The organism is Paenibacillus sp. FSL L8-0435, assembly GCF_037965655.1.
Lineage (GTDB): Bacteria > Bacillota > Bacilli > Paenibacillales > Paenibacillaceae > Paenibacillus.
On sequence record NZ_CP150185.1, the window covers coordinates 6173362 to 6187106 of the forward strand.

The window sequence follows — 13745 nt, forward strand, 5'->3', positions numbered from 1 at the left end:
AAATTTTATCCTCTCACCAGAGTATAAGTAAGTGTGCTTTCGATGATTGCTGCAACAAGAAGCAAGATGACAACCCAGAAGGATGCCGTTAACGTCCTATTCATGAATGCTCTCCACCGGTTTCCCATCATATTTCGCTTGTCACTTCCAAGTTGTGCAAGGCTTTGGATAACCAGACCACCAAACTTCAGTCCGAAGGCGCAAGCAATAATAATGACCGGAATCTCAATAATGCCATGCGGAAGTAAACCTTTAACCACAATATCATAGAAGCTTGCTCCATAATTCATCGTGGTGTGCACCACAAATCCAAGGACCATCCCATTGATCAGCAGGAAGATGACAGGCAGAATTCCGAAGAATATACCGGCATAGATGACAAGTACACTTTTGATGGCATTATTGAAAAAGATAAACAGGAAGAAGTTCCATTGCACATTGCCCCCCTGCTCCAGCCGTTCACTGACTTCACGTAAACCTCCGATTTGGTTCAACAACAGTTCTTCTAGAGGCCCTGTACTCACCCATCCTGCCCCTATTCCAACAGCAAACAAAACTACGGACCAGATTAATGCACTGCGGATGGAACCAAGATCTCTAAGAAATGTACTGAATTTTAACATAATAACCTCCTGTAGAATCTAAAATGATGGACAAACAAGGTTCGTGTTACGAATAACTGGGGAGTACGAGCATACATTGGAGAGTAAACAAGCATTTCTTATGGGAGAGGGGCGCTTATTGAAATGAACTCGTTCTATGTATTTAGCGGCAAAAAGATTAAACGGTACCTGATTGTCTTCGTTGCTGCCATCTTTGCGATCGGTATTATTTATCTGGAGCGTGGCAATGTCTCCGTATTCTCGGAGGAAGCACCATCAGCCGTCTACAGCGTTCCAACCGAGAAGAAGGTAATTGCACTTACCTTTGACATCAGCTGGGGAGATAAACGGACAGAGCCGATTCTGAAAGTTCTTCAGGAGAATAAAGTGCAGAAGGCAACCTTTTTCCTTTCGTCCCCCTGGAGCAAGACACACCCCGAAATTGTTACTGCCATCAAAGAGGCAGGATATGAAATTGGCAGCCATGGTCACAGACATGAGAACTACAGCAGCCTGACCGAGGAAGAAATTCGCAAAGAAATTTCGACAGCTCATAGCATTTTAACCGATTTAACGGGAAAAGAACCGAAATTAATACGTCTGCCCAACGGGGACTTTGACAAGCGAGTGCTTCAGGTAGCCAATAGTTTGAATTATCAGGTTGTACAGTGGGATACCGACTCCTTGGATTGGAAAAACCCTGGTGTACAGACCATTGTTGATCGTGTAGTAAGCAAAGCACATCCAGGGGACATCGTACTGCTGCATGCAAGTGATTCCTCTAAACAAACTCATGAGGCACTCCCTGTCATTATCGACAAATTAAAAAACCAGGGCTATGAATTCGTAACCGTGTCTGAGTTGCTTAACCATTCCAGTGTGGAAGGTAAGGAAGTTCGTGATCAAGCCAGCGGTCAATAATTGGTATATTGCTTGGGCTACAGCTCAAATAAGAGTGTAAAAGTTGAAAAGAGCTAACCAGGTTAGCTCTTTTTGGTATGTTTTTATGCAAAACGAATTTTATGCTCGGCTTTCTTTCAACTGTTCTGCCTTTCCACTTACACTCCGGTTCGTAGATACATCCACCAGCCTGTGCAATATCAGCATTTGGTATGCATTACATAAGAGCAAAGGAACCACAATAAATATGGTTGCAGCATTGACATCAATACGTAATACGCCGATCGTCTCCACTATGGTGACGGCAATCATGAAAAAGAGTGTTGGTACAAGCGCGGAGATATGAGTGAGCTTTACTTTAACGTAAGCGGTAACAATTGCGGCTGCCAAAATAATGATACCTAACACAATATCCGATATGCGCTCCCGGTCTCCCCCAACAAACAGGCGTAAAAACATCACGTCAAGCAGGGCCAACACCGTTAGTACAATCTGCACGATCTGCCAACCGCGCTTTGGAAATACACCTTTACCCATATAATTCAATATCAGATATGCAAAGAAACCCATTTGTGAATAAACGCTGATCATAACCCCTGATCCAAATAGGATCAAAAGATACAGAAGAAAATCATTCAATCCATTTGTTTTCTCCCCGTTCACCAGCATCATAATCAATCCTGTACCCAATGCTCCCGCGGCCCCAATAAGCAAGGCTGTCCAAAACAGGAAAAACCATCTACGTAAATTCAAAAGTTTTCCACCCCCGAGTGTTTATTTTACCAACCTTCTCAGCAAAAAACCATCATTGCTCAACATATTTCCCCCTTTCCCATCACATACTACATCCAGTATCTAATCAAGGAGGGATTGTACACATGAAACGGCCTTTGTGGCAGCTATGCTGTGTCGTACTGGGGCTATCCGTCATGCTTGCCGGCTGCGGTTCAGATCAGAGTTCTTCGCCTCCTCAGGGCAGTTATAAAGAGATGAAAACAATGGTTGTAGATATTTTGAAAAGTGACGAAGGCAAGAAAGCGGTGGAGGAAGCTCTTACAGGTCAAAGCTCATCCAGTGGTGAAGGCGGCGGGTCAGAAGAAGGTGGCGGCGGGTCGGGTGGTGGCTCGGGAACCATTGGTATGAAAATGTTAATGCCTGTGCAATCTTCGGAACAAATACGTATTGCAGTAAAAGACACCATCACAGCTCCCGAATACCAGAAGGAATTCGAGAAGATCATGACAGATCCACAGTTTGCCGGGGAATTCGCCAAAGTGATTAACGCCCAAAGCAAACAACTTCATATGCAGTTGATTAAAGATCCCACATATCAAAAATCTGTTGGAGACATCATGAAGTCACCAGAAGTATCCAAGATGTTCATGGATATGACCAAGACTCCGGATTATCGTAAACAGACGATGACTGTCATGCAGGAAGTGATGCAAAACCCGTTGTTCCGCATGGAAGTACTCACTTTACTCAAGAAGGTAGTGCAGGACGAATTGCAACCCAAAGTGGAAAGTGGCGGAAAACAGGGGCAAGAGCAAGGAGGACAAGAAGGGCAAGGGCAAGAGGGTAGTGATGGCGGAGATGGTGGAAGTGGAGATTCTGGCAGCGGTGGAGGTTCATAAACAGTAGATGTTGGTATATTACAGAAACTGAAAAGCCTGCATCCGAATGGACGCAGGCTTTATTTGTATTTATAACACTCATACCATTAGAATTTGGATTCAATGGACTTGGCCACTTCATCGTAGATAGCCCCTATACGGGAATCTGCTTTGTACACAGAAGGTGAGAAATCAGGCTCGGATGGATGATTATCCGGTGTGCCTAATGGAATCTGGGCAAGCAAGCTTGTATGCAGACTTTCTGCAAGTCTTCCCCCACCTCCACGTCCAAAGACATAATCCTTCTCTCCGCAACTGCTGCACTCATAATAAGCCATATTCTCCACCACACCAAGTAACTCATGATCGGTCTGAATGGCCATCGCACCCGCACGTGCTGCGACAAAAGCTGCTGTTGCATGCGGCGTGGTAACGATGATTTCCTTGCTCTGTGGCAACATCTGATGCACATCCAAAGCAACATCTCCCGTACCTGGTGGCAAATCCAGTAATATATAATCCAATTTGCCCCACTGGACATCCGTAAAGAATTGACGCAGCATCCGACCTAGCATGGGTCCACGCCAGATTACCGGATTGTTCTCCCGAATAAAGAAGCCCATCGACATGACTTTGACGCCAAAACGTTCAACCGGTTGAATAACGCCATCTTCAACGACCGGATATTCTTCAATCCCCATCATGTCGGGTACACTGAAGCCATAGATATCCGCATCAATTAAGCCCACTTTTTTGCCTTGACGTGCCAAAGCTGCAGCAAGATTAACGGTTACCGTTGATTTACCGACGCCACCTTTACCACTGGCCACAGCAATAAAACGAACACCTGATTCAGGACTTAACAGTTCATGTCCATCCAGACCCGCTGCGTGACCTTTTACGAGCACTTCGTCCCGATCTGGCTCATCATCGGGTTGTCCCATATTCAGGCTCTCACGATCATGCTCAGAAGCTGCACGCACACGAATATGCACATCCTTCAGTCCGTGCTGGGACAACAGATTACGCGCTGCATCACTCAAGGCTGTTGTATCCTCAGGTCGATTTTCCAGTGTCACTAAGGTCAGAGCCACATGATTTTCTTTCACCATAATATCTCGAACCCATTCCAGTTCGGTCAGACTTACTCCCAATTGTGGTTCTTGTAATGGCTGTAATAGTTCAAGTATCTGTTCTTTTGATAACATCAGACAGCACCTCAGCTTTATCTATTGGCATGTAATTAGGTATGCTGATCCAATTATATCATTACCTTTCTTGTTCTGACTAACTTTTAGGCCGTTCTCCTGAGGAATATCTGAGAATTCCATTATAGATCGAGGCAGCCACCTTACGTTGATAAGCTTCGTCGGCAAGCATACGTGCCTCTTCCGGATGAGAAAGGAAACCCACTTCTACCAGCGCGGAAGGGATCTTCAGCGCCTGTAACAGATAAACTGTATTCACCGTTTTGGCGATTCGATCTGTATTCTCCAGATTACGAACCATCTCTTGTTGAAGCAGATTAGCCAAACCTTCGTTATCCGGATGGTTAGTTGTATAGAAAACCTGCGCTCCACTCCAGCGGTTGGATGGGACACTGTTCATGTGAATGCTAATAAAGAGATCTGCTTGCTTATCCTCTATCCGCCGTACTCTTTGTTTCAGATCTTCCGTCTTACGCTTAGAGTACCCCTTGGTGTCCGAGTCCGCCAAATCCGTGTCTATTTCTCTTGTCATCACCACTAAGGCCCCTGCCTGTTGCAAATAATCTCTCACATACAAGGCGATAGACAGGTTAATATCTTTTTCAATAACTCCCTGTTTACTTACCGCTCCTCCATCGGGACCTCCGTGTCCTGCATCAATGGCAATAACTTTACCCGCCATCGGCAAACTCCAATAACCTGAAGTCTTTGCGGAAGGCAGTTCATAGGACATTACCGCCACTAACATGGCCAGCAGACAGAGACTCAGCATGACCCTTTTGATTGTTTTTAACCTAATCCAGACTACAAAGTGTTTCCCCATATTTTTACGCATAAAAAAACCACCTCGTCCCTATAAATGACTCTAATCATCTATATGGGACAAGATGGACAAATATACCGCTAGGACCGGACTTGCTCCGCCATTCCTTCAATCAGTACCTCAGCTACCTCAGGACGTGTAAATTCAGGTGGAGGGCACTGACCGTCACGGAGCAGCCCGCGTACTTTGGTGCCGGAAAGCGCCATATGGTGTTCTTTATCATGTGGGCAAGTTTTGCTGGATGCCATGTTTCCACATTTGGTACAGAAGAAACTATGTTCGAAGAATAACGGAGTGATCCCCAGTTCCTCTGCTGTAAAGTTCGTAAAGATCTCCTGTGCTTCATATGTTCCATAATAATCACCCACACCCGCATGGTCACGACCAACAATAAAGTGGGTACACCCGTAATTTTTGCGAACCATCGCATGGAAAATAGCTTCACGTGGTCCGGCATACCGCATCGCTGCGGGGAACACACCAAGGAACGCACGATCAGCCGGGTAATAGTTCTCCAGTAATACCAGATAACTCTTCATCCGAACATCTGCGGGAACATCGTCCGACTTCGTCTCTCCAACAAGCGGATTCAGGAAGAGTGCGTCGACAATCTCCATAGCGCTCTTCTGGATGTACTCATGAGCCCGATGGACCGGATTACGTGTCTGAAAACCAACTACCGTCTTCCAACCCTTCTCCTGAAAAATCTTCCGGGTATCTGCAGGATCATAATAGAATTCTTCGAATTTCGAAGGTTTTGGACGGTTCAACACTTGGATTGGACCTCCTACGTATGTTGCAGGACGCTCCAACAGTTTTTTAACACCCGGGTGCTCAGGATCATCTGTTTTGAATACACGCCGGGCTTCTTCACCCTGATCCACCTGGTATATACTTTGGACTTCGAGCAGTCCATAAGTTACTCCATCTTGATCACCAACAAGTTTCACACGTTCACCAATTCGGAGGGATGAGGCTTGTTTATCATCAACAGCAAGTGTAATCGGTATACTCCAGACTGTTCCATCGGCAAGACGCATGCGAGACACCACCGAAAGATAATCTTCCTCATTCAAGAAACCTTCTAGTGGTGAGAACGCACCCACACCAATCAGATCCAAATCTGATATCGTCCAGGTATTAATAAGCAAAGAGGATAAGTTTTTACTGTCTTGCAACAACTGCTCCCGTTCTTCTCCTTGTACGATACGCTGAACCAGCGTACCTCCATGAGGCAGAATCGATGTCATCTTGTCAGCTCCTTGTATATCTATTATTTATGAAGGCCACATTCCGTCTTATCATTGCCAGACCAGCGTCCAGCACGAGGGTCCTCACCAGGCATAACCTGACGTGTGCAATGCTCACAACCAATACTTGGGTAGTTCTGGTCATGAAGAGGGTTATATACAACGTTATTGTCACGAATATATTGCCATACATCCTCAGTCGTCCAGTGCGCAATCGGGTTAAACTTCATCAGGCCAAATTTGGAATCATATTCAACCTTCTTCGAGTTTGCACGAGTTGGTGCTTGATCTCTACGAATACCTGTAATCCACGCATCATACTGAGAAAGAATACGTGTTAACGGTTCGACTTTGCGAATGTTACAGCACCCATTGGGATCAGACTTCCACATCTCTTCACCGTGTTGAGCTGCCTGCTCTTCCGGAGTAATCTTAGGTGACACGCGTACAAATTCAAGGTTGTAGTTCTCCTGCATCTTATCACGTGTTTCGTATGTTTCTTTAAAGTGGAAATCTGTATCTAGATAAAAAATGTCTGTGGATGGGCTGATCTTCTGCAACATATCTACAAGAACAACATCTTCTGCACCAAAGCTACATGCAAAAGTGATATTTGGGAATGTTTCAATAGCATACCGAATAATATCCTCTGGACTGGCATGTTCCAGTTCCTCTGCCTTTGCCCGTGCCAATTCTTCTTTCTCCAACAAGTTCATCTGTGAATTTCCCCCATTCTGCATTTCAATACACTTAAAGCCGACTAATCTAATATGAATTATGTTTAGTATAAATCTTTCATTGGGGATGTCAATGCCTGCCATATGGTAAAATAAATCAGTTTTTGACCATTTTTGATCGTTGCTCTCACACAATATTTTGGTTCAATTTATTCATTTCTCTGTTAACGAGATAAAAACAAAGCTGTTGGCTCAGATCATTAGGCAGGTATAAAAACATCTCATGGCCTGTGAAACCTTTGCTGCTGCTGGGTTTAGATAGTTCATGTCGCAAAGAGCAACATAAAAAATTCACTGGGCGATTGAAGATGAAGGACGAAAAGCAGAAGTTTTAAGGGGATCAGCTTTGTGACATTTAACGGTTGATATGTAAGGGACTTTTATCGTTTCCATAAGAAATACTGATAAGGTTGCAATAAAAATTTAAGCACAAAAAACAGTAAACCCAGTGCATTCAAGAAATCCGGCGTGAGCTCTAATTGATGATTTTATAAAGATCTGTTGTAGAATGTGTGGTGAGCGATGGGTAAAAGCGTAAGAGCAAATCCAAGGATCTAAAACGATTAGAGAGGTTCAGTAAGCTGTAGATGTATTAACGTACATATTATAGGACTGTATTGAGGGACATTAAGAGAACATTGAAAAGGCAATGATGGAAAAATGCACAAGCATGGGGGAAGACATCAGAGGTATGAGAGCTATCGCACAAACTAATATACTATATGGCGGAATAGTCATGAATATATAAAAAAGCCTTTGACCGAGGCCAAAGGCTTTTAATATTAACGTTTGGAGAACTGAGGTGCGCGACGAGCCGCTTTAAGACCGTATTTTTTACGCTCTTTCATACGTGGGTCACGAGTCAGGAATCCTGCTTTTTTCAGGGAAGCACGGTATTCCGGATCTGCTTTGAGCAGAGCGCGGGAGATACCATGACGGATTGCGCCGGCTTGACCGGAGATTCCGCCACCATGAGCAATAACAAGAACGTCATAGTTGTTGAGTGTTTCTGTCAAGTTCAGTGGTTGTTTTACGATCAGTTTGAGTGTTTCCAAACCGAAGTATTCATTAATATCACGTTTATTGATGACAATGCGTCCTTCACCCGGTACAAGGCGAACACGTGCTACCGAATGTTTACGACGACCTGTCCCATAGTATTGTACTTGTGCCATGAAACTGTCCTCCTTTTAATTAACCGCGAAGTTCGTAAACTTCTGGTTTTTGTGCTGCATGTGGATGCTCAGTGCCTCTGTACGCTTTAAGTCTCAACTTCATTTTCTCGCCCATGCGAGTTTTAGGAAGCATACCGCGAACAGCCAGTTCCAACATACGCTCAGGTTTGTTTTTAACCATCTCTTCTGCTGTAGTTACTTTCAAACCACCTGGGTGCATTGAGTGACGGTAGTATTTTTTACCTTGCATTTTCTTACCAGTCAATACGATTTTCTCAGCATTGATGATAACAACGAAATCGCCAGTGTCCACATGTGGAGTGAATTGTGGCTTGTGTTTGCCGCGAATCAAAGCTGCTGCTTCGCTCGCCAAACGTCCGAGGGTTTTGCCTTCAGCATCAATGATGTGCCATTGGCGCTCAACTTCGTTAGGCTTCGCCATGTACGTAGTACGCATGAAAAGTTCCTCCTTAAAATGTTCAAAATCATCATTTTCATTTATCTTCGTTCGTTAAGTTATAACTTTAGGTGTTGATGGATTGTAAATTTGATGTGAACCTCTTAATTGGGGCTGTGGGAAAGCCATTAAGAAAACACAACTTTTATATTACATGATAGGCAATTAAATCGCAAGTGTTAATTAAGCTTTTCACTCACCAAATTTAATCTTTTTTGTATTCAAGATCCCAGAGCATTAAACCGCAGCTAACTGCAGTAGGTCCTGCAGCAGATCGATTACATGCAGCAATCATATTCGGTACATCAGAGGCTTTCCGTTTGCCCTCTCCGATCTCCAGCAGTGTCCCTACAATGATACGAACCATATGCTGCAAAAAGCCGTTACCACTCACATAAATGTGAATGACACCCTGATCGCGCGGATGGTCTCTGCACATTGTTCGGTCCACTTCAATCCATGCTTCGTATACCGAACGGACATGATTCTCTTTCTGAGACTTGCGTGAAGCAAAAGAGGTAAAATCATACGTCCCTATGAAATGTCGTAGGCCCTCCTGCATTGCCATAATATCAAGCTTCGCATGATGATGATACTGCAGTCTTCTGTTGAATACATCCGGAAATTGATTCGCATTGACTGTATAACGATACGTTTTCTTTTTCGCTGCATAGCGAGAATGAAAATCAGCCGAAACTTCAATCGCATCAATGACGACAATATCGGAGGGTAATCTGGAGTTGAGTGCAATACACCAGCGTTCAATCGGGATCTGGGACTCCGTAGGAAAATTAAAGATTTGTCTGCGGGCGTGAACACCTGCATCTGTTCGGCCTGAACCTGTAATTTTAACTTTCTCACCGGTTAAAGCACGAATCGCATCTTCAAGATGATCCTGAATGGTATTCCCACCCGGCTGTACTTGGAAGCCGTAATAGGCAGTGCCATCATAAGTTAACGTCATACATAAGTTCCGCATTATTACCACACCTTTGTTCCATACTATACATATCCCTATCCCGAACAGCAAAAGAAGCCCCTTACGGAGCTTCTATTACAGCACGAATTCCGAAATGAAGAGAAAAAAAGGGTTAATCCAGAATCGTTGATTCTGTCCCCTTTCCTCATCTCATCTGTTTTACGCGCGGTCTACCAGTTCCAAGTAAACCATTGGCGCTGCGTCACCACGACGAGGTCCCAGTTTCAAGATACGAGTGTATCCACCTGGACGCTCAGCGTAACGACCGGACAATTCGCTAAACAGTTTTTGGATTGCATCTTGCTCACCATCGATAGTTTCGCGGCGAACATAAGCTGCCACTTGGCGACGGGCATGAAGATCTCCCTTTTTCGCTTTAGTGATCAGTTTTTCAGCAATAGAGCGAACCTCTTTTGCTTTCGCTTCAGTTGTCTGAATGCGTTCGTATAAGAACAGGTCGGTTACCAGGTCACGGAACAAAGCTTTACGTGCGCTGGAATTACGGCCCAACTTTTGGTATGCCATTGTTTTCCCTCCTTCACTTCAAGCACTCGGCTGTCTATTCTTCTGTACGTAGTCCCAAACCAAGTTCCTCAAGCTTCTCTTGAACTTCTTCCAAAGACTTGCGTCCGAGGTTACGGACTTTCATCATGTCTTCTTCCGTTTTCGTAGTCAGCTCTTGCACGGTATTAATACCGGCACGTTTGAGGCAGTTGTAGGAACGAACAGAGAGATCCAGCTCTTCGATCGTCATTTCGAGTACTTTTTCTTTTTTGTCTTCTTCTTTTTCGACCATGATCTCTGCATCTTTCGCTTCGTCTGTAAGACCCACGAAGAGCATCAAATGCTCAGTCAAAATTTTAGCGCCGAGGCTTACAGCCTCTTCAGGACGAATACTTCCATCAGTCCAAACTTCCAACGTGAGCTTGTCATAGTTGGTCACTTGACCGACACGCGTATTTTCCACAGCGTAGTTAACGCGACTGATCGGGGTGAAGATGGAATCGACTGGGATGACGCCGATCGGCTGGTCATCGCGTTTATTCCGATCTGCCTGGACGTAGCCGCGACCGCGATTGGCAAAAATACGCATGTGAAGTCTCGAACCTGGTCCGAGCGTAGCAATGTGCAAATCCGGGTTAAGGATTTCCACATCGGAGTCAGCACGGATATCTCCAGCCGTAATTGCTCCTTCGCCTTCAGCATCAATCTCGAGCACTTTCTCCTCGTCCGAATGAATCTTAAGCGACAAAGCTTTCAGGTTAAGAATAACCTCCGTTACATCTTCCATTACGCCAGGAACTGTAGCAAATTCATGCAGAACGCCATCGATTTGAACCGAAGACACTGCCGCACCCGGCAGTGACGAGAGCAAGATTCGGCGAAGCGAGTTTCCAAGCGTCGTACCGTATCCGCGCTCAAGCGGTTCTACTACGAATTTCCCATAGGTGCCATCATCGTTGACGTCTACCGTCTCAATTTTCGGCTTTTCGATTTCAATCACTGCAATACCCCTCCTTCAAAACGTCGGTCCTCTATGAAACATTTACCTTCTCTTGCGAAAACATGTAGTAGTATGCCTAAACAACCATTATTAGCAGATTGTGCCGGAAATATACCACACGCAGGGGCAAATCTCATTAGACACGACGACGTTTTGGAGGACGGCATCCGTTATGCGGGACTGGAGTTACGTCTTTGATCAGGTTAACTTCAAGACCAGCAGCTTGCAAAGAGCGAATCGCTGCTTCACGGCCTGCGCCTGGTCCTTTAACCATAACCTCAACGGCTTTCATCCCATGTTCCATTGCAGCTTTGGCAGCAGTCTCAGCAGCCATTTGTGCAGCAAACGGAGTCGATTTACGGGAACCTCTGAATCCGAGGCCGCCGGAGCTTGCCCACGAAATTGCGTTTCCGTGAGGATCCGTAATAGTAACGATAGTGTTATTGAAAGTGGAACGGATATGCGCCACGCCAGATTCAATATTCTTACGGTCACGACGTTTGGTACGTACGACTTTTTTCGGTTTAGCCATTTTCTCTTATCCCCCCTTATTATTTCTTCTTGTTCGCTACTGTACGACGAGGACCTTTACGAGTACGAGCATTCGTTTTCGTACGTTGTCCACGAACAGGCAGACCACGACGATGACGAACTCCACGGTAACAACCGATCTCCGTCAAACGTTTAATATTCAAAGAGATTTCTCGACGCAGGTCACCTTCTACTTTGACCTCTTTATCGATACTTTCACGCAATTTGCTGACTTCATCTTCCGTCAAATCACGAACACGAGTGTCCGGATTGATGCCTGTTGTGCTCAGAATTTTCTGGGAAGTCGTTTTACCGATTCCGAAAATATAAGTCAAGGCGATCTCAACGCGCTTATCACGTGGCAAATCCACACCAGCTATACGTGCCATTTTACGCTACACCCCCTTCTTTAACCTTGTTTTTGTTTGTGTTTCGGATTTTCACAGATAACCATAACATTCCCTTTGCGGCGAATGACTTTGCATTTTTCGCAAATCGGCTTGACCGAAGGTCTTACCTTCATGTGAATTACCTCCTCAAAGTTTTGCTAAGCAAAACCCTCTTCGTAAGCATTGACCTTGTTCTACTATTGTAAAACCGGCTTCGAAGCTTTCGCAAGTTTTGCCGGGCAAAACCCGCTACATAAGCTTCACAGTTCATTGCAACTGTCTACTACTATTTACGGTAAGTTATGCGACCTTTTGTTAAATCATAAGGCGACAACTGAACAACTACTTTGTCTCCAGTCAGGATACGGATAAAGTGCATCCGCAGTTTTCCGGAAACGTGAGCGAGAATTTGATGACCGTTCTCAAGCTCAACCTTGAATGTTGCATTCGGTAGCGGTTCGAGAACCGTACCTTCCACTTCAATGACATCTTCCTTAGCCATTAGTCAGTCTCCTTTCTCTTCAGCTTGAATGTTGGTGGATTCCAGAAATGAATGAACCGCGTAACGGAGCTTTCCATTTGTCACCCGACCACTCTCGTTTAAACTGTTCACAACCTCGCTGCTAATCATGGGCTGGAGTTCAAGATGAAGAAGATTCTTCTTCTTTGGTTGATCAAACTTACGTTTGTCTCCATCCGCAATATATACGAACTTACCGTCCGCTATAGCAACAATTACTGCGGCTTGGTCCGCATTGCGGCCTTTACGGATCTTCACAAGTTGACCGAGCTGCGGATTAGACTGACTGTTCATGCCTCATCACCTACGCATTCAGTTTCGTGAAAATTTCCATACCATCTGGTGTAACTGCTACAGTGTGTTCAAAGTGGGCACATAACTTGCCATCAACCGTGACGACAGTCCAGTTATCTTCCAACGTTTTCACATACCGTCTACCTACGTTAACCATCGGCTCTATGGCCAGCACCATGCCCGCTTTAAGCCGTGGTCCCCGATCGGGAAGACCATAGTTCGGAATCTGTGGTTCTTCGTGCAGATCTGCGCCTATGCCGTGACCGACATATTCACGAACTACGGAGAACCCTTCATCTTCAATATATTTCTGAATTGCATGAGATATTGTAAACAAGCGAACGTCCGGTTTTACCAGCGCCAGACCTGCGTATAACGAAGCCTCGGTAACGTCCAGAAGACGACGGGCTTCTTCGGAAATACGGCCGACCGGATAAGTCCAGGCGGAATCTCCATGATACCCCTGGTACTGCGCGCCAATGTCAAACGTAACGATATCGCCCTCGTTCAACTTGCGTTTGCCGGGAAATCCATGTACCAACTCTTCATTTACTGAAGCGCACACACTGGCAGGGAAACCGTTATAACCTTTGAAAGACGGCACAGCTCCTTGACTGCGGATATATTGATCAGCCATATGGTCAAGTTCTCCAGTCGTAATACCGGGAGCGATATGCTCTGCCAAGAGACGATGCGTTTCCGCAACAATTCTCCCTGCTTCCCTCATCAAGCCCAGTTCCGTTTCGGACTTACCAATGATCAT

Annotated in this window: 19 protein-coding genes; 2 read left to right on the plus strand and 17 right to left on the minus strand. The window is 45.1% G+C overall.

Annotated features, from left to right (window positions below; translation table 11 throughout):
• Nucleotides 1–5: 5 nt before the first annotated feature.
• A complete protein-coding gene (locus NST33_RS27375; protein ID WP_221825229.1) occupies nt 6–623 on the minus strand; it encodes a stage II sporulation protein M in 618 nt (205 codons plus the stop codon).
• Nucleotides 624–746: 123 nt separating this feature from the next.
• On the opposite strand from NST33_RS27375, the gene pdaB reads away from it, so the two are divergent.
• A complete protein-coding gene (pdaB, locus tag NST33_RS27380) occupies nt 747–1523 on the plus strand; it encodes a polysaccharide deacetylase family sporulation protein PdaB (protein WP_076216866.1) in 777 nt (258 codons plus the stop codon).
• A gap of 99 nt (nt 1524–1622) precedes the next feature.
• Here the strand turns inward: pdaB and NST33_RS27385 are convergent, their stop codons facing one another.
• Complete coding sequence (locus tag NST33_RS27385; protein ID WP_047841115.1) at nt 1623–2255, minus strand: KinB-signaling pathway activation protein; 633 nt, start codon at nt 2253–2255, stop codon at nt 1623–1625.
• Between the two features lie 125 nt (nt 2256–2380).
• Between NST33_RS27385 and gerD the strand changes: the two genes are divergently transcribed.
• Complete coding sequence (gene gerD / locus NST33_RS27390) at nt 2381–3136, plus strand: spore germination lipoprotein GerD (RefSeq protein WP_221825239.1); 756 nt, start codon at nt 2381–2383, stop codon at nt 3134–3136.
• Nucleotides 3137–3222: 86 nt separating this feature from the next.
• Here gerD and NST33_RS27395 read toward each other — a convergent pair whose 3' ends face one another.
• From NST33_RS27395 to map, 15 genes are all read right to left on the minus strand, one after another.
• On the minus strand, nt 3223–4323 hold the full coding sequence (locus NST33_RS27395) for an Mrp/NBP35 family ATP-binding protein (protein WP_339305770.1): 1101 nt from the start codon (nt 4321–4323) through the stop codon (nt 3223–3225).
• 79 nt (nt 4324–4402) lie between these two features.
• Nucleotides 4403–5158 carry an N-acetylmuramoyl-L-alanine amidase CwlD gene (cwlD, locus tag NST33_RS27400; protein ID WP_339179697.1) on the minus strand — a complete coding sequence of 252 codons (756 nt, stop codon included), beginning with the start codon at nt 5156–5158 and terminating at the stop codon, nt 4403–4405.
• Nucleotides 5159–5226: 68 nt separating this feature from the next.
• Complete coding sequence (gene sat / locus NST33_RS27405; protein ID WP_339305772.1) at nt 5227–6396, minus strand: sulfate adenylyltransferase; 1170 nt, start codon at nt 6394–6396, stop codon at nt 5227–5229.
• Between the two features lie 23 nt (nt 6397–6419).
• Nucleotides 6420–7112 (minus strand): phosphoadenylyl-sulfate reductase, encoded by a 693-nt coding sequence (locus NST33_RS27410; protein WP_339179703.1) that lies wholly within the window; start codon nt 7110–7112, stop codon nt 6420–6422.
• Nucleotides 7113–7915: 803 nt separating this feature from the next.
• The gene (gene rpsI / locus NST33_RS27415; RefSeq protein WP_017692105.1) at nt 7916–8308 is read right to left on the minus strand and encodes a 30S ribosomal protein S9; all 393 of its coding nucleotides are present in this window, start codon (nt 8306–8308) and stop codon (nt 7916–7918) included.
• Between the two features lie 19 nt (nt 8309–8327).
• On the minus strand, nt 8328–8765 hold the full coding sequence (gene rplM, locus NST33_RS27420; RefSeq protein WP_024633564.1) for a 50S ribosomal protein L13: 438 nt from the start codon (nt 8763–8765) through the stop codon (nt 8328–8330).
• Between the two features lie 205 nt (nt 8766–8970).
• Nucleotides 8971–9744, minus strand: a complete 774-nt coding sequence (truA, locus tag NST33_RS27425; RefSeq protein WP_339179705.1) for a tRNA pseudouridine(38-40) synthase TruA — start codon at nt 9742–9744, stop codon at nt 8971–8973.
• Nucleotides 9745–9903: 159 nt separating this feature from the next.
• Nucleotides 9904–10269 carry a 50S ribosomal protein L17 gene (rplQ, locus tag NST33_RS27430; protein WP_017692102.1) on the minus strand — a complete coding sequence of 122 codons (366 nt, stop codon included), beginning with the start codon at nt 10267–10269 and terminating at the stop codon, nt 9904–9906.
• A gap of 34 nt (nt 10270–10303) precedes the next feature.
• Nucleotides 10304–11248, minus strand: a complete 945-nt coding sequence (locus NST33_RS27435) for a DNA-directed RNA polymerase subunit alpha (protein ID WP_017692101.1) — start codon at nt 11246–11248, stop codon at nt 10304–10306.
• A 136-nt stretch (nt 11249–11384) separates the two neighbouring features.
• The gene (gene rpsK / locus NST33_RS27440; RefSeq protein WP_017692100.1) at nt 11385–11780 is read right to left on the minus strand and encodes a 30S ribosomal protein S11; all 396 of its coding nucleotides are present in this window, start codon (nt 11778–11780) and stop codon (nt 11385–11387) included.
• Nucleotides 11781–11799: 19 nt separating this feature from the next.
• A complete protein-coding gene (gene rpsM, locus NST33_RS27445; protein ID WP_062329455.1) occupies nt 11800–12168 on the minus strand; it encodes a 30S ribosomal protein S13 in 369 nt (122 codons plus the stop codon).
• 20 nt (nt 12169–12188) lie between these two features.
• Nucleotides 12189–12302 (minus strand): 50S ribosomal protein L36, encoded by a 114-nt coding sequence (rpmJ, locus tag NST33_RS27450; protein WP_003333770.1) that lies wholly within the window; start codon nt 12300–12302, stop codon nt 12189–12191.
• 152 nt (nt 12303–12454) lie between these two features.
• Nucleotides 12455–12670, minus strand: a complete 216-nt coding sequence (infA, locus tag NST33_RS27455) for a translation initiation factor IF-1 (protein WP_017692098.1) — start codon at nt 12668–12670, stop codon at nt 12455–12457.
• Nucleotides 12671–12673: 3 nt separating this feature from the next.
• Nucleotides 12674–12982 (minus strand): KOW domain-containing RNA-binding protein, encoded by a 309-nt coding sequence (locus tag NST33_RS27460; protein ID WP_036607194.1) that lies wholly within the window; start codon nt 12980–12982, stop codon nt 12674–12676.
• A gap of 10 nt (nt 12983–12992) precedes the next feature.
• On the minus strand, nt 12993–13745 hold the full coding sequence (gene map / locus NST33_RS27465) for a type I methionyl aminopeptidase (RefSeq protein ID WP_036607191.1): 753 nt from the start codon (nt 13743–13745) through the stop codon (nt 12993–12995).